Annotated in this window: 14 protein-coding genes; 3 read left to right on the plus strand and 11 right to left on the minus strand. The window is 56.1% G+C overall.

Going from position 1 to position 15,792, the window contains the following annotated elements:
- Positions 1-28: 28 nt before the first annotated feature.
- The 3 genes from ABC395_RS23005 to ABC395_RS23015 all read left to right on the plus strand — a co-directional run bounded on the left by ABC395_RS23005 (position 29) and on the right by ABC395_RS23015 (position 2,804).
- Positions 29-628 (plus strand): general stress protein, encoded by a 600-nt coding sequence (locus tag ABC395_RS23005; RefSeq protein ID WP_413006148.1) that lies wholly within the window; start codon positions 29-31, stop codon positions 626-628.
- Positions 629-888: 260 nt separating this feature from the next.
- Complete coding sequence (locus ABC395_RS23010; protein WP_413006149.1) at positions 889-1,848, plus strand: YwmB family TATA-box binding protein; 960 nt, start codon at positions 889-891, stop codon at positions 1,846-1,848.
- A gap of 398 nt (positions 1,849-2,246) precedes the next feature.
- Entirely contained in the window at positions 2,247-2,804 is a 558-nt protein-coding gene (locus ABC395_RS23015) for a hypothetical protein (protein WP_413006150.1), read from the plus strand.
- A gap of 227 nt (positions 2,805-3,031) precedes the next feature.
- Here ABC395_RS23015 and ABC395_RS23020 read toward each other — a convergent pair whose 3' ends face one another.
- The 11 genes from ABC395_RS23020 to ABC395_RS23070 form a co-directional block, all read right to left on the minus strand.
- Positions 3,032-4,075 carry a hypothetical protein gene (locus ABC395_RS23020; RefSeq protein ID WP_413006151.1) on the minus strand — a complete coding sequence of 348 codons (1,044 nt, stop codon included), beginning with the start codon at positions 4,073-4,075 and terminating at the stop codon, positions 3,032-3,034.
- Entirely contained in the window at positions 4,035-5,693 is a 1,659-nt protein-coding gene (locus tag ABC395_RS23025; protein ID WP_413006152.1) for a glycoside hydrolase family 3 protein, read from the minus strand. The genes ABC395_RS23020 and ABC395_RS23025 overlap by 41 nt, the downstream gene beginning before the upstream one ends.
- Positions 5,694-5,713: 20 nt before the next feature.
- Positions 5,714-6,739, minus strand: a complete 1,026-nt coding sequence (locus ABC395_RS23030; protein ID WP_413006153.1) for a zinc-dependent alcohol dehydrogenase — start codon at positions 6,737-6,739, stop codon at positions 5,714-5,716.
- A gap of 369 nt (positions 6,740-7,108) precedes the next feature.
- Complete coding sequence (locus ABC395_RS23035; RefSeq protein ID WP_413006154.1) at positions 7,109-7,912, minus strand: ABC transporter permease; 804 nt, start codon at positions 7,910-7,912, stop codon at positions 7,109-7,111.
- Positions 7,913-7,924: 12 nt separating this feature from the next.
- Complete coding sequence (locus ABC395_RS23040) at positions 7,925-8,734, minus strand: ABC transporter permease (RefSeq protein ID WP_413006155.1); 810 nt, start codon at positions 8,732-8,734, stop codon at positions 7,925-7,927.
- Positions 8,731-9,714: an ABC transporter ATP-binding protein gene (locus ABC395_RS23045; RefSeq protein WP_413006156.1), complete on the minus strand. Its 984-nt coding sequence runs from the start codon at positions 9,712-9,714 to the stop codon at positions 8,731-8,733. Before ABC395_RS23045 ends, ABC395_RS23040 begins: the two co-directional genes overlap by 4 nt.
- 60 nt (positions 9,715-9,774) lie before the next feature.
- Complete coding sequence (locus ABC395_RS23050) at positions 9,775-10,950, minus strand: radical SAM protein (RefSeq protein ID WP_413006157.1); 1,176 nt, start codon at positions 10,948-10,950, stop codon at positions 9,775-9,777.
- A complete protein-coding gene (locus tag ABC395_RS23055; protein WP_413006158.1) occupies positions 10,922-12,028 on the minus strand; it encodes a hypothetical protein in 1,107 nt (368 codons plus the stop codon). The genes ABC395_RS23050 and ABC395_RS23055 overlap by 29 nt, the downstream gene beginning before the upstream one ends.
- A 23-nt stretch (positions 12,029-12,051) precedes the next feature.
- On the minus strand, positions 12,052-13,554 hold the full coding sequence (locus ABC395_RS23060) for an ATP-grasp domain-containing protein (protein ID WP_413006159.1): 1,503 nt from the start codon (positions 13,552-13,554) through the stop codon (positions 12,052-12,054).
- Between the two features lie 65 nt (positions 13,555-13,619).
- Positions 13,620-13,817, minus strand: coding sequence for a phosphopantetheine-binding protein (locus ABC395_RS23065; protein WP_413006160.1), 198 nt, complete (start codon positions 13,815-13,817; stop codon positions 13,620-13,622).
- Between the two features lie 1,069 nt (positions 13,818-14,886).
- Positions 14,887-15,780, minus strand: a complete 894-nt coding sequence (locus ABC395_RS23070; RefSeq protein ID WP_413006161.1) for a carbohydrate ABC transporter permease — start codon at positions 15,778-15,780, stop codon at positions 14,887-14,889.
- Between the last annotated feature and the right edge of the window lie 12 nt (positions 15,781-15,792).

The raw sequence follows: 15,792 nt of genomic DNA on the forward strand, positions 1-15,792 counted from the left end.
AATCCACTTTTAAGGGAGGTTGCCTGTAATGACACGAAAAGCAAGAGGTGTTTTTCATTCGAGCGGGGATGCCCTTCGAGCTATCGAGGCGTTAAAACAACATGGCTACAGAGACGAGGATATATCCGTTCTCGCCAAACATAGAGAAGAATTCGGACCCTATACGGAAAGACAGGAACTTCCGGGCAAAGAGGATACGAAAGCAGAAAAAGGCGCCATCGGAGGAGCCGCTATCGGCAGTGCCGCGGGGCTTATCGCGGGAATCGGCCTGATGGCCGTGCCCGGCATCGGCCCTATTCTGGCCGCGGGACCGCTGGCCGCCGCTCTGTCCGGTGCGGCGATCGGAGCCGGAGCGGGCGGAGTAACGGGCGCCCTTGTCGGTGCGGGCATACCCGAGGAAGAAATCGAGAATTATCACAACCGCGTGGAACGCGGAGATATTCTCATCGTGGTCGATACTCCCGAAGACAAGTGGGAACTGGTCACCGAGATTCTTCGTGAAAACCGTGACGACAGTCCCGCCGCCGACGGGCAAACGAAGAGTGACGTATACGAAGCCACTCCCCATGCCGCTCACGACAATCCCGATCTTCTGAGCAACCGGGAAGATGTAAACTTCCGCCGATAACGAAGCCGTAAATGTTTACCGGCGATCGAACTCCGGCAGCCCGCGGCGGTAATTTAGCGGGCGCAGCAGGGCTGGTTTTCAAGCGTGTTTAGCCGCTTGGGGGCCCGCCCTGCTTTTTTGGTGAAAAGGATCGCACGAGTATGGGAACGACAAGGCAAAGGAGAATTGCCGCTTTCAATTAAGAAGAACGTATAAAAACTGCGCGCTCCGGCAAGGCTGTTACTAGATTGCTAGATTCGAACGGAAACGGAGCGATAGTGATGATGAGAAGCGCGATGACGAAGAGCCTCCTGCAAAAGAGTCCGCTGACGCAGGCACGGAAAGAGCTGACGCTGAACGGCACCGGCACGGGACAGCCCCCTACAGCGCAGGCGGAGCCGCGGCTCCGCAAACCCGCGCGCGGGCTGCTCTGGAGCATCGCGCTGCTGGCCGCGCTGCTGCTCGCCGGCTGGTCCGCCGCCGCTAAGCCGACGCCCGCGGACGCAGGCCGCTCCGACCTCGCCGCGCTGCTGGCTGCCGCGGACGGCGTGCTCGCGCCGGACGCCGCCGTCACGCTGCGCTACGCGGCTCCGCTGCCTGCCGCGGCAGGCGACGACGCGCTCGCCGCAGCGGGCGACGCGCTGGCGGCGCGGCTGTCGCTGCCGGCGGGCGCTGTCAGCCGCGCGTCCGGCCACGCCGTCTATGCGGCGGGCGGCGGCTCTGCGGCGGGCGGCGGCTCTGCGGCGGGCGGCGGCTCTGCGGCGGGCGGCGGCTCTGCGGCGGGCGGCGGCTCTGCGGCGGGCGGCGGCGGGCTGTCGCTGCAGCTCGCCCGCCTTGACGACGGCAGCGCGTTCGTCATCGCCCGGCTGGAAGCGCGCACAGCCGACGGCCTTCCCGCGCTGGAAGCGCGCCGTGAGAGCCTGGAGGGCGCCCTGCAAGCGGCGGGCGTGCAGGCGGACTGCAACGTCGTCCTGCAGGGCGCCGCCGCCCGGCCTTCGGCAGGGGCCGCGGCTCAAGCCGACGGACTCCAGGCGCTGCTCGCGAAGCGTCTCGGCGCCGCTCCGCTGGAGCGTTATGCCGACGGAGAGACCGTCAGCATAACGATGAGCGCGCCCAAGCTTCACGCTTCCGTAATCAGCGGCGGAAAGCGCGTCAACCTGCAGGCCGCGGTTCACACGGTAACCGAGAACGGGCTGCAGCGTATCACCATCGGCACGCCGGTTATTACAACCGAATACTGAACTTCCGCCCTTTCCCACGAAAGCCAGGCAAGCTGCATAAAATGCGGCTTGCCTTTTAGCGGGCCCCGGCGTCCGTATGCCGTGCGGCTCATTTTGCACACCGGTTCTTTGAATCCAAACCGAAAAAAACTTTTTTCCAAAATCAGTGTCTAACCAGTGGAATCCGTTTAAATATGCTTTACAGATGAGTGGTGATTGGTAAGCGGCAAATGATGAATATTGGTATTAGAGGTAAGCGGCGAGTGTGCGGCGGCTCCTATGAATCCCAAGCATGATGTATACGCGTACGAATCGTCAGCACAACGTATGAACGGCACCAGTATAGAAATCTAAGCATTCGTAGTCTACATTCAAGCTTTATTGAAATCGCTTACAATTATAATCCGGGAGGCGGTACAATGACACTGCGTTTCTTTCAATGGTTCGGTAGATGGAGTTTTCCCGAAGGTTTCGGGCGTAAAGTGGCGGCAGGACTGATCATCACAGTTGTCCTGGTCTCGTTGGTGTTAAGCGCGCTGCTAAACAGGCTCGTGCCGGGTTCCATGAGTTATGGCGACCTGATGACCCGCTCGCAGCCCGCTTCTTTTTATCTGCCTGATGAAGATTTCACTTACCGTGACCGGAGTGTCATTGAATCGTTTACCAGCCTGGCCCTTACGAAGCAAGCTGTATGGAAAGAAGAAGCAACCTCCGCCTTTATTCCCGGCCAAGAGCCTCTCCGGCTTTCTTATGAAAATTCCAAAGGCCGGATTATTCTCGTCGATGCGGACGGCCGGATTTATACGCCGGTATCCAAAGCGGAGCTTCGTAATGAGTCAAGGCTCCACTGGCTCTGGTGGAAGCTGGATACCGGCCGTTCGTCCTACCTGTATTATGTAACCGAGCCTGATGCGGCTGTCGCCCGGCTCGCTGAGCAGATCAAAAGTTCGGCATCGGCTCCGGAAGCGGCGGGCTGAACCTCCGCACCAGTTCCGGCCTTCTGCGCCGCGCAAAGCTCCCGGCAAGCGGTGTCCGGCGTCACATGGCGCCGGTTCAACCACCAGAGAACATTGTCCGGCCCCGGCCTCCGCCTTGCCCGCCCGCCGTAATTTTTCATATACCCTATCTAACAGGCCCATGAAGAACCCCGGCTTTCCTGTATGCGCCGCATCCGGTTCCGGCGGTTCTCTCTCCGGGGCTTTTTTCAACCTCCGAGCAGGGTAATCAGCTTTTGCAGAAGTGCAGGCTCTTCATCCCGGAATTGGTTGAACCGGAGCCTTAACCGTTCGAAGACTTCCTTATCCTCGCGGATTTCATGGCGGATATACTGGTCCCTCAGCTTCATTGCTCTCTTAGCCAGATCTTTATAGCCTTCCGATAGCTCCTCGTCATACGGAATGATCCCTTCATTCACCAGATATTCGATCCGGTCGCTCATCATTTTTTTATGCTCCCACAGGAGATGAAGGTGCCTCACATCGTTGCGCATTCCCAGCCGGGGATCGTTTTGCTCTACGGCGTCATAGTACATCTGCAAATAGTCGTAAACCCTGATCCCGAAAGCTTCATCCTCGTCGGGGTTATAATTGATCCGGTTTAAACGGGTCTCCCCGTTAAGATAGTCACGCAATTGGTCGATCGCGGCTATTTTGTCAAAAGGATAGTGGAATTCCGCCTCGTATTTGTAAAAATACGTATGGTGATCAGACGTTTTTCCCTCCTTCAGCAGCTTTTTCATGGAATTTACGGCATCGAGAAACTCTTCGAAAGAAATCTCCAGATTGCGGTATACTCCCGTATGGTCGAACATGGACGCATAAAAGACCCGTTCTTCCCAATTGAATCCATACAGAAAAAGGTGATGGGGAAACGGTTCCTGCTGATAGCAAGCCGCCGGCGACAGCCTGGATTCGTCCAGAAAAACGATACAGTAATACTCGTTACGAATCTGATCCGCAAAAAATTTCGGCCAGTCATCCAGCGCCAGATTTTCCATAAACGTATAATTGACGGTGCATGTGAGCAGGAACGGATTGTTGAAATTCAGTTCATTGGGCTCGCCTCGGAAAAAGTCGACGTAGCACTGCCTGCCGTCCTCCAAAAACTTCTTCGTGCAGGACAACTGGATAAAATTGCTGTAAAACCAGGGAACCGTTTCTTCGTGTCCGCTGGTAATGGAAAGTGTGTAGCCCCACCGTAAAAAGCCTTTAAGTGGCGGATTCGATAACGGAAGCTGAACGGCGTTCATCTGATTCTCCCCTTTCTGAGATGTAATCCGGAACGGTAACCGGCAGAGTTCCGGCAGGCTCCGCCGTACCCGTCAGAACACGGGCCAGGGCCTGCAGGGTATACGGATGAGGCTCATAGCAGGCCAGGAAGCCTTTGGCCTCCGGGAATGCCGCAAGGTCGACGGGATTGCGCAGGGAGACCGGAATGACTTTAGCTCCCCCCTCCAGCAGCCTGCGGACCAGTGCAGTTTGTCCCGGGTTGGAAGCCGTGTGGAAAATGCCCGCGACGATCTGCCCGTACCGCTGCGCTTCGGATGCCAAGGCCGCAATCTCATCCGGCTCCGGGCTGGTTCCGTACACGCGCTCCGTAAGCTTCGCCCCGATAAAAGGTTGCAGGAAGGCGGCCAGGGTAGCCTCGTGTACAGGCTCGTCTTCGGATTTGCAGGCGGCCGAGACTTGCGGCCAAAGCACCAGCGTCTCAATGTCCGGAGACAGCCTGCAGAAATCCGGTTCACGGTTGACGGCCGTGATGCTTTCTTCGCGGAGCCGCTCTATCGCCTTCAGTGTGTGCGGATTTTCCAGCAGATGCCGCGCTTCTTCCCAGCTGCGCTCCCGCAGCTCTCCGATGCGGCGCTCCTTCAGGCGAAGAATCCGCTCCACGGAAGCGTCGATCCGCTCTCCCGGCAGGCGTCCGTCCGCCACTGCGCGCTCCAGGGCGGCTACCGCCTCCAATTGGCTGTCGTACGTGTGGCTGACGAGCAGGAGATCCGCCCCCGCCAGCACGGCACGGACGACCGCCTCGCCTACGCCGATGCCCTGCGTCACCGCATCCATTTCCATACAGTCGGTCACGATGAGCCCGTCGAAGCCCAGCTCCTCCCGCAGCAGTCCCGTCAGGATTTCCCTGGAGAGCGTGGCGGGAACAGGCTCGCCGCCGCTAAGCAGCGGAATTCCGACGTGCGCCGTCATGACGGCTTCGGCCCCGGTCAGGGCTGCCCGCCGGAACGGCACGAGCTCCACGGACCGCAGACGTTCGAGGGAGTGCCTCACGACCGGCAGCTCCGCGTGGGAATCCGTCTCCGTATCTCCGTGCCCGGGAAAATGCTTGATGACGGAGGCGATTCCGCCGTCCTGAAAACCCGTCATGGCGGCGATCCCCAGCTCGGAGACAAGCTCGGCGTCGTCTCCGAACGAGCGGACATCAATGATCGGATTTCGCGGGTTGATGTTGATGTCCACCACCGGCGCGAAATTCATATTAATGCCCAGCGCCTTCAGCTCTTCCGCCGTTCCCTTGGCGGCCTCGTAAAGCAGCCCGGGGCTGCGTGCCGCTCCGAGCGCCATTGCCGCGGGAAGCTGCGCGATCCCCTTTCTGACCCGGACCACCATGCCCCCCTCCTGGTCCGTCCCGAGCCACAGCGGTATGCCCGTCGCCGACACAGCCATCCGCTGTAGTTCTTCCGCTAAAGCGAAAGCTTGTTCGGGATTGTCCAGATTGCGGGGAAAAAACACAATCCCGCCGGCGAAATGGTTCTGCAGAAGATCCCGGATATTCGCGTCCGGCACAAGACCTTCGAAACCTACCATCAGAAGCTGGCCGATTTTTTCCTTCAGCGTAAGTTCGTTACACGCTTTCATTCATATCCCCCCTCTGCCGTTTACATTTGCGTCCAATCGAACACCACGCCCATGGCATCGGATTTCCGCCCGGCGAGCCGGGTATACACCGATACCGCTTCGAGCGGGCTTACTTTTTCGCTGATGAGGCTTGCGACGTCCAGTTTCCCGCAACGGATGTATTCGAAGATGAATTCGTTCATGTCCGCTTCCGTCCAGCCTTTAAAGCTCTCCATCATCCGCCCGTGAATCCCCAGTATGCTGACCGAATTAAAGACGACCTTCGGACCGATCGTCTGCTTCGAGGGCTCCGTCGAATCGCCCAGCAGGATCACTTTGCCGAGGTCCCGGGTCAGCTGCGTACAATGCGGCAGTACGGCATAGGAACCCGTGACGTCGTACACCGTGTCCAGCATTCTGCCACCGGTGAGCTCTTCCACGGATCCGAACGCTTCAGCCACCGGAAGATTCAGCAGATCCGTCGCCCCGTTCCGGCGGGCTTGATCCAGACGGGTGCTCTCCGGAGCAATCGCGATAATCTGACGCGCACCGCTTGAATTCAGATACTGGACCACGAGCTGACCGATAAGGCCGAGCCCCACGACGCCTACTCTTTCTCCGAATGCGGGTTCCGCGCGCAGGACACCCAGCAGGGCGACCTTCGCGATCTGCGTAAAAATCGCCTCTTCGTCGCTAACCGTATCGGGAATAAGCGCCGCTTCCCGGGATTCCGCCACAAAGTACTGCCGGTGTCCGGCAGGGCAGATAATCCTGTCTCCGGCGCGGATCCCTTCGACCCCGCTGCCCGTCCGCAGCACTTCCGCCGCCATAGAGTAGCCCGGATAGAACGGATAGCGGACCCAAGAGGACCAAACCGTACCCTCGTCAAAGCGTCCTCTCAGACAGGCCAATTCCGTTCCTGTACTGATCAGCGACTTTTTGGCCGCACATAAAATTTGTCCCGGTCCCGGCTCGGGCACCTTCTCCTCCAAGAGCTCGATCCGTTCCGGCTCCTGAAATACGCAGTTTAACGAAATGATTCCCTCGCTTGTCGCAACATCCGGCATGCTTTGGCACTTCCTTTTCTAAGTGTAGGATAAAAATCCGGAAAAACTTGAAAACGCGGACGATGGGAGTTTCCTGTAAACCGGGTATGCTCGTGGCGATCACTGCTCCTGCAAGCATGAACCGGACGAGAAACGGCAGGGGCAGCCGCTCCGAGCTCGGCGTCACTTGACGGTGGTCAACCACATGCACGAAGCGGATCACCGGGCACCCGGTGCCGTAGTCAGCTCAAATACAAAGCGGAAGCTCCCCGCCCTGATATCAGCTCAAGCTCAAGCAGAGAGCGGAAGCTCCGGATCGGCGGTTTCGGCGGGATGGCTTTACGCGAAGCGAACTGCCCTTCCCGGCCGTATATCGGCCATAGAGCCGTTCTAACTGCTCGCGCTGCTGTAGCCCCTTACGGCCTGCTTCCAAAGCAGCCGGACGGCAGCGAAGAGCAGCAATGATCCGGCCAGCGCCAGTCCCGCATAAAGCCAGCTGAGCTGCCCCAGCAGAAACATCGGCCCGAAATTGGTAATCAAGAACAGGGGAATAACGAACGTGCCGATCCGGCGGACCCAGACCGGATAGATGGCCATCGGAAAATTGTTGGCGTCCCAGAGGGAATGGGCGATCTCCGACACCGAGCCCGTCTGGACGAACCAGAACGACAGCAGCGCCGGGATAATCATCACACAGTACGTAATGACGACCGAGACGACAAGCAGCAGGGCAAATCCCGCGAGCTGCATGAACGACAGCGGAATGTCCATGGCATGCCAGCCGATGCCGACCATGACGAACCCGACCAGAATATCGGGAATCGGAAGCGCCAGATCGACATAGCGCAAGGAAGCCATAAACTGGAGGGAGACCGGCTTCGTCAGCATGAGATCGAGCGTCCCGTCCTTGATATACTCGGGAATTTTCATGAAATTTGTAAAAAACAGACCGACATAAATTCCGGTCGCCACCGTATGCATGCCGATAAAAAGGAGCAGCCCCTCGGGCGGTATCCCGTCCACGTGAAGATCGGTACGGAACACGACGAGCACATACAACAGCTTGGCCAGCAGATAAACGGATTCGACCAGCAGGCTCATCACAAAGTTGCCCCGGAATTCCATCTGGGCGATGAGGCAGTTTTTGATGAACATGCCGTACAGGAGCGCGTATTTTCTCGCGATTTTAACCATATGGAACGTCCGCTACCCCCCAACCGCCGAATATTTCTTCATGGATACACGCCATGTCAGGCGGGATAGCCAGAAGAACAGCACGATCCACCCGCATTGTATCAGCAGCCCCTGGTACATGGCCGCCGCTTCCGTCTTGCCGCTGAGGACGTTGACCGGAAAATAAATCGTATACGGAAACGGCGTGTATTGAAGCGCCTTCACAACCGTGTCCCCGAAAATTTCCAAAGGAAACATGCCTCCGCTCAAAATATTGACGAGCAGACTTGTAATGACGAAAAAATACGAGATTTCATGCAAATAAAACGCGCTGGCGCAAATGCAGTAGGCAATAAGGAAATTGAGCAGGAGCCCTCCCAACAGCGTGACGGCGAACAAGACCAGACGTGCGGCCTGGACATCCAGCACATTCCTCGCCGCCGAAATCCAGATAATCCCGATAAGCAGCAGCATCGTAATTCCGTAATAGATCGCCTTCTGTCCGAAGAAGGACACCAGCCGGTAACCGAAATAACTTACCGGTTTAATCAAATATTTGTTAAGGCCGCCGTTTTTGATATCGTCGGCAATCTGGTGCTCGAATTGCGTGGCGATCAGCTTGGAAACCAGCCCCGCCAAAATCGTATACAAAATAATTTGGCCGTACGAATACGAGAAAAGCGCCGCCTGTCCGGAATGCCGGTAGACCGCCGTCCAGATAAAATACTGGACCATGATCGGAAAGGCGGCCCCGAGCAGACCGAGAAAAAAGTGAAACCGGTATTCCATCGAATGCTGGACGCCCATCGAAAAAATCGCCGTATACAATTTGCGTCTGTTCATCCGGCGGATTCCTTGCGGTAAAGCATCGAAATGCTTTCCTCGATCGGCACGTCTTCTATCGTCCAGTCCACGATCGGAAACGCGTCGAGTACGGCGCGCGACACTTCCTTCAGGCGGTGCTTCGGCAGTTCCAAAACGGCATTGTAGCCGTCTCCGCTGACGATTTTGCCGAATTTGGCCAACCGTTGTTCCGCAACGGGCTCGGAAAACTGCAGCCGGATAATTTTCTGCTCGCCGAAAAGATCGTTGATCTTATGGAGGTCCCCGTCATACAGCAGACTTCCTTCGTTGATGATGATCGTCCGCTTGCACAGATCCTCCACATCCTTCATGTAGTGGCTCGTCAGCAGAATCGTCGCACCGAACTGTTCATTGTAATATTTCAGAAACTCCCTGACCTTCTTCTGGGAAGGAAAATCGAGGCCGATCGTCGGCTCGTCGAGATAAAGCAGCCGTGGCCGGTGGATAAGAGCGGCGATCAGCTCCATTTTCATCCGTTCACCCAGGGATAACCGGCGCACCTGCACATTCAGAAGCTCCTGAACATCCAGCATTTCCGATAATTCCGCAAGGTTTTTGCGGTAGAGATCGTCGTCCACGTCATAGATACATTTGTTCAAATAAATCGATTCGCTTGCGGGAAGATCCCACCATAGCTGGTTTTTCTGGCCCATCACAATGGAAAAAAGCCGTTTAAACTCATTTTTTCGCTCCCACGGCACATAACCCAGCACATCGGCTTCACCGCCGGTGGGATACAGAATGCCCGACAGCATTTTGAGCGTCGTGGTTTTTCCCGCCCCGTTGGGCCCGAGAAATCCGACACACTCGCCGGGACCGATGTCGAAGGAAACGGATTTAACCGCTTCCTTCACCAGTGACTTACGGGCGAATAAATTTTTCAGCGAATTTTTCAGCCCGGCTTCTTTCCGGTAATATACGAACGATTTGTGCAGCTCCCGCACACGGATGAAGTCCATCCCTGCTCCTCCTGAACGATTGCCTGTTTTGCCTGATAGGGCGGCATAAAGTTTAAACGTTTAAATTCCGTTGTTGTAAAGCAGCACGCATTTGGAACAAATCGGCATCAGACCGCAGGCCAGTACTTCACGCTGCTTGCGGAGATCCTCGCCGTGGAAAATATCCGCCACGCTCTCTTCATTCAAATTGCCGACGCTGAATTCCGGGAAAAATTTGCACGGATTCACTTTGCCGTCCGGCATAACGTCCATCCGGTTGGAGATCGAGAAGCATTTCGTCCGTTTCATGGCCGGCTTCTCGCTGCCCCGGATAAAGCCTTCCACTTCCTCGGGCTCCAGAGCGGGCTGGTAGCGGACGCGAACATTCCACACCCGGGAATTGACACGGTTCAGATCTTCGATCAGCGTATCGAAATTGTCGGGAGAGATGTGGAACGTGAACGAATGCCAGCTGTTTTTGTGTCCTTCCTCGAAACGGGCGGCCAGGTGCGGGAAATGGGCGTCGAAGTAGGTGTCCATTTTCTCGGCCGTATCGTTGGGGATGTACCAAGGAAAGCAGAAGTAAACGGAATCGACGCCCATCTCTTCGAAGTATTCCATAAAATCGTAAAGCTGCCCGACCATCTGATCGTTTACGGTCAAGGCTACGGACACCTTGCCTTTGTAGATACCCTGCTTTTGCAGATCCAGCAGCAGCTTGACGGCGTGAATCACTTTCTTGAACGTGCCTTTGCCCCGGATCGCGTCATTTTCCTTCTCGAAACCTTCCAGACTGACCAGCATGACCAGGTTCTCCGACATTTTCAGAATGGAATCCAGTTTCTGCTCAATAAGGATCGCATTCGTACAAATGGTTGTGTACCGGTCTTCTTTGGCCAGCAGTTCCGCCAGTTCATCGAACTTGGAGTAGAAAAGCGGCTCGCCGCCCCACAGGAACACGCGCGATTTGCGTTCTCTCGTTTCGGCCAGCAGCTTCTCCACCACGGGAATTTCGATTTCGTCGTTCTTCACTTCTTTGGCGAAGCCGTGGTGAAAACCTTCCGGATTCCATTCGAAACAATGCTTGCAGCGCAGGTTGCAGCCGTTATTGAGCTTGATTCCGATCTCGTAAGGCACGGGGGCCGCATAAGCCGGGTCTTCCCTGCGCTTCCTTCCCGTTTCCGCCAGCGGAACGAGGGTCCTTTTCATATTACGGAACGTAAGTTGGTCAAACGTAACTGCTGTTTTCGGCTGCATAAGTATTCCTCCCAAAATGGTTGATTTTCGACCGCTGTTCCAGCAATCGCGTGCAAATCCCTTCCAGCAGATGCTCCGAAAAATTCCGGGCTTGCCACTCCGCAAACCGGATACCGAAACCGCAGGATTCCCAGTAGGCCGAATTATGGAGCTCGTGGTCGCCGAACGGCTCCAGCATGACAAAAGGGATTCCGAACGAAAGCGAATCGTTCAAGGTAGCTCCCCCGGGCTTGCTGATGATTGCTGCGCAGTCCCGCATCAAGTCCGTGTACTCGGAGTAATCCCGGAGCGGATACTCCCTGAGAACTCCCTGCTCACGGACATAGCGGACCATCGGCGGAAACGTGTGCCGCCCCTGCGCGTCCCGGCTCCACGGGTCCCAGGAGGCATCCGTTCCGAAGTAGCGCGTAATCCCGTCGTCCTCCTCCACTTCGGAGGGGTCGTAGACGATCACATCGAGCCGGCGTCCCAGCGCGCGGAGTTCGCGGATCGTTTCGGCGTAAGTGCCGATCCCCCAGCCTCCTCCGTGGATCAGGATGCGTCCGGCGCGCTGCGCGTAAGGCAGGGGCTCCGCTTCGTCGGAAGCGATGTAGCCGCTTGGGGACAGCCCCGAGGGCTCATAGAACCAGACGTTGTCGTAGCCGGGATACAGCTGCTTGTGCACCTTGAACGACGGCGTATCCCACGCGTCAAGCCGGATCAGCCGGATATCCAGGGGCCGGCCCGCAGCAGCCTTGTAGCGCTCAAGAATCGGCAGCCAAAAGCCGGTGAACACCGCAAACCGCGTAATGCCGGCCCGCATCCAGTCCTCCAGCAGCCTCCGGACCGCTTCCTCGTTCAGGGAAGTGTCGACGGGTCTGGCCAGCTTATGCCCCATACGGGCTACGGAAAAGTCCGCATGAAACGCTTTTTTGGTAGCCCGGATCTTGTTCCTGACTTCTTCGTGATACAAGTTCTCCAGAACTTGAACGTCCGATCCGACTCCCCTGCCCCGCAGATACGTGTGCAGATGCATAGCCGGAATGTATGCGCCGAGTGAATTCCCCGACGCCAGCAAGGTTACCGAAGTTGAGTTCATGCGCAGTCTCCCGAGTTGCAGATTTAGTTGTATACTTTAACGGATAAGTCGGCGAGAACGTGCCGCAAGCCTTCGATCAGCCCGCTGCGGTGTTCGTCGTCACGGCCGACTACCGATACATACAGCCGCCCCTTCGGCATGCCCCGCTTGCTCAGCGTTCCTTCGGCCATGCGGCGGCGGGTGAGGATCTCATTGACCATCAAGGTATTGGATGAAAGAGGAACGATCCCGTACCCGCCAGGGTCCGCCAGCAGCAGACCGGATGTCCGCAGAGCGTTCAGCAGACTGACGAACGCGAAGCCTTCCGGAAGCCCGAGGGAAAGGAACGTAAGCCAGCCGGTACGGCCCTGCTTCTCCCAGCATTTATCGAGATAAGCGTTAATGAGGCCCATCGACTTGCGGGCGTTGATTTCCACGATGGATACGACTTCCCCGTCTTCAAGTATCATCGAGTCGAAGCAGACGAAGCCGTGATAGCCGTCCTCCGCCAGCAGCCGGAGTGCCTTCTGCATAGTACCGAAATAGCCGGCGTTCTCCAGCAGGGCAATAAACGGTTCATCCGCTTTGATCGATCCACCGTAATTTTGCTGGTGGTTGATCATCCGCTGAACGGAGACCAATTCCGCTTCACCGTTCTCCCGGATGAGCCAGTGAGAGCTGAAATCGACCGCTTTATTCAGCAGGGGCTCCAGCAAGAAATGAGAGCGCAGTCCGCTTCTCTCCTGTTTGTGCAGGTGCTCCGCGATTCTTCGCTGCATCGCTTCGCTGTCGATGAGCAGATTGCCCTTGCCCGAAACGCCGAAGGGGTCTTTCAGCAGGTAGGGCCCCTGCTTCAGAAGCTCGTTCCCGGCGGCCTCCACTTCCGCTGCGCTGCCCGCCTCCGTGCCGTAGCACGTCTCACCGATGGCGGCCAGGAGACGGTTGGAGTACATCTTCGAATTGACGCGCACAACCGTCTCCAGGTCGGGCAGGGACCCCAGCGGCCCGGCGGCCCGCACGTATTCTTCCGTCTCCGCCGTAATCGCGTACGGAGACAAGATTCCGGCGGCACCGGTTTCTTCCCCCGGATGCGCTTGCCGGGAAGCTCCGGCAGCCGTAGCGGGAGTTACCGGCGGTTGCGCCGCTCCGGCGGAATAACCGGAACCGGCGGCCTGTAGCACCCGGTTGTCCGGAGCGGCAGGTGCGGCCTCACCGGCCGCGATCCGGAACACGCACCGCCTGAAGTCTTCCGGTCCCGGCATGGGCTCCCTCTCGTCGTTCAAATCGTAGAGATAACGATTCCGGAAGGAGAAGCCTAACCCGTCCAGGTACTCGTGCAGCGCGGGGTCGATTTTGCATCGGCTGTATAAAACATCGTCCGGTCCGCAGAACGGAAACAACAGGTCGTCCATACAAAGGACAATCGATTCACGGTCCTTATCGGGCATTGCCGGCAGCCGGGCCAGATCCGGATCCCTCCAGCGCGTTTCGGGATCAAAGGTTCCCATGACGGTTTTCGGAATCGCGCCTGCCTTACTGCTTGACATCTTCGTACAGCGGCTGCTCCTGAGACTGGCAGCTTTTCAAAAAAGAGATAAACGCTTCGATCGATTCAAGATGCTCGTAATCGAATTGGTCGTAGTCGATGGCCACGTTCAGTCTGATCCTCGACTTTCAGCATAAACTGGATCATTTGCAGAGAATCGAGGCCTATATCGTTATTAAGGTCCGTTTCGGGGGACAGGGAATGACGGAGTTCCGGTTGATCTTCTTTGATAGCGCACAAAATGTCTACGATTTTATCGTACATGTCTACACTCCTTTAAAGGGTTAATGTGTGTGGGTACAACCGATTCTTGCTTTCACAAACTCCAATACAAACGATAACCTGCTCGCTGTCACCCCTCCTTTTTCCATAAGTTACAATTATTATCCTCCGCCTGTTAAAAGCTGTCAATGTTTACAATCCTGTATATTTATTAAGTTTTGTTTACAGAAATATTAAAAAAGGGGCTTATTCCGACATTTTTTATCTATTTTTAAAGCAGCAAGAGAATGGTCATTTATGGTAATTTGTGTTAAAAGATTTCTTTCCGTTTCATCCTTTTCCCCTCCGGTTAAGAAGAAATACAACAGAACAAGAGAGGAGAATGAGTCATGAAATCTTCCTTGATGCAAAAGGTTGCGACAGGAGTTTTAGTGGCGGTGCTCCCGAAACTCGTTGACATGGCCTTCGAAAAAATGAGAAACAAAAAACAGAGCCGCGTCCAGTAACGGACCACGGCCCTGCCTGCCTCCGGGCAGCTGATTCCCTCACACCGTTCAAAGCCTGTCAGGCGCGCTGTACAAGGCCCGAACGTTCGCATAGAAGAAAGCGGAAAAAATCCCTTGCCGAGTAAACAATTGTTTGCTTGGAAGGGATTTTTTTCTGTCTTTACTCGAGCGGATAGGGCGCTTTTCCGGATAGAATTTATGGTAAAATATACAAATAAAAACGTAATTTTGGCGTAGTTCGATGGCCCGGAGGTGATGGTTTGATTGCTCTTCTTTATTCCTTCTTCAGCATTGCCGCATTGTTGATGTTAAAATTCCTGAATTTCAGTCCCCTGTTTACACTTGCTATGTCGTGCTTGCTGATCGCTGCGGCCTTCCTGTGTGGGTACCTGGATTACAAAAGAAACAAAGGCTTTAGCTCTTACATGAAAAATGTCGGGATAACTTATTTGATTTTTATCGTGATTTTCGCGTATGTGGCTGTGAGTCTGTAGATGCTCGGCCTGCTGCTACCTATCCAGCACAAAAAGCCTCCTGGCGGAACACTCGGATGTGTCCGTTTACGGAGGCTTTTTGATATTTATTGCTGTGCGTACGTATCTTCCTTACCCTTTAACCGCCCCGGCAACCATGCCCTTCATGATCTGCTCCTGGAACGCCAGGTAGATCAGAATGGTCGGGATGACCGAGATGGCCATGGCCGCCATTGTCAGACTGTAGTCCGTGCCGAAGCCGGTAGCGAACTGCGACAAGCTGAGCGGAAGCGTCTTGAGAGACGGCTTGTTAATAAACACGAGCGCGAACGCGAAATCGTTCCAGTAGCGCAGGAACGCGAGAATTCCGACGGTGGACAGCGCGGGAACGGACAGGGGCAGCAGCATTTTGGTGAAAATGCCCCAGTAGCCCGTACCGTCGATCAGCGCCGCTTCCTCGATTTCCTTCGGCACCGACGTCATGTAAGCCGCGATGATGAAGATGGCTACCGGCAGCTCGAAGGCGACGTACGGCAGGATCAGCGCACCGTACGTATCGAGCATGCCGATTTTCTTCAGCATGATGAACAGCGGCACAAGCGTACTGTGCACGGGGATGAGCATGCCGAGCAGGAAGTAGCCCATCAGCGGTCCGCGCATGCGGAACGAGAAGCGGGAGAGCACGAACGCGGTCAGTGCGCCGATCGCCAGGGTAAGCACAAGCGCGACCAGCGTGACGATCGCCGAGTTGATGACGGCCGTCTCGATGTCGGCCACTTTCCAGGCCTGCACGAAGTTGTTCCATTTCCATTCCGTCGGAAGGCCGAAAGGCTTAGCGAAAAATTCGTCGTTGGTCTTGAATGCGCTGATAAACAGCCAGATCAGCGGGTACAGCGTAACGAGCGCATATACCGCGAGCAAAATATTTGAAATCGAGCTTTTGGCAAGCTTGCCAAAAACGCTATCTTTGCGGGCGGGTTCCGTCCCTTTCACGGGAGGAACGGCGGTTCCGGTCATCTGTGGCATACTAGCCCTCCT

Source organism: Paenibacillus canaveralius, from assembly GCF_047238265.1.
Taxonomy (GTDB): Bacteria; Bacillota; Bacilli; order Paenibacillales; family NBRC-103111; genus Paenibacillus_F.

Bases quoted from the DNA above. Each gene is read 5' to 3' on its own strand.
- ABC395_RS23060 (WP_413006159.1), bottom strand. From the start codon at position 13,554: ATGTCAAGCAGTAAGGCAGGCGCGATTCCGAAAACCGTCATGGGAACC.
- ABC395_RS23055 (WP_413006158.1), bottom strand. From the start codon at position 12,028: ATGAACTCAACTTCGGTAACCTTGCTGGCGTCGGGGAATTCACTCGGC.
- ABC395_RS23065 (WP_413006160.1), bottom strand. From the start codon at position 13,817: ATGTACGATAAAATCGTAGACATTTTGTGCGCTATCAAAGAAGATCAA.
- ABC395_RS23010 (WP_413006149.1), top strand. From the start codon at position 889: ATGATGAGAAGCGCGATGACGAAGAGCCTCCTGCAAAAGAGTCCGCTG.
- ABC395_RS23050 (WP_413006157.1), bottom strand. From the start codon at position 10,950: ATGCAGCCGAAAACAGCAGTTACGTTTGACCAACTTACGTTCCGTAAT.
- ABC395_RS23070 (WP_413006161.1), bottom strand. From the start codon at position 15,780: ATGCCACAGATGACCGGAACCGCCGTTCCTCCCGTGAAAGGGACGGAA.
- ABC395_RS23030 (WP_413006153.1), bottom strand. From the start codon at position 6,739: ATGCCGGATGTTGCGACAAGCGAGGGAATCATTTCGTTAAACTGCGTA.
- ABC395_RS23040 (WP_413006155.1), bottom strand. From the start codon at position 8,734: ATGAACAGACGCAAATTGTATACGGCGATTTTTTCGATGGGCGTCCAG.
- ABC395_RS23020 (WP_413006151.1), bottom strand. From the start codon at position 4,075: ATGAACGCCGTTCAGCTTCCGTTATCGAATCCGCCACTTAAAGGCTTT.
- ABC395_RS23025 (WP_413006152.1), bottom strand. From the start codon at position 5,693: ATGAAAGCGTGTAACGAACTTACGCTGAAGGAAAAAATCGGCCAGCTT.
- ABC395_RS23005 (WP_413006148.1), top strand. From the start codon at position 29: ATGACACGAAAAGCAAGAGGTGTTTTTCATTCGAGCGGGGATGCCCTT.
- ABC395_RS23035 (WP_413006154.1), bottom strand. From the start codon at position 7,912: ATGGTTAAAATCGCGAGAAAATACGCGCTCCTGTACGGCATGTTCATC.
- ABC395_RS23015 (WP_413006150.1), top strand. From the start codon at position 2,247: ATGACACTGCGTTTCTTTCAATGGTTCGGTAGATGGAGTTTTCCCGAA.
- ABC395_RS23045 (WP_413006156.1), bottom strand. From the start codon at position 9,714: ATGGACTTCATCCGTGTGCGGGAGCTGCACAAATCGTTCGTATATTAC.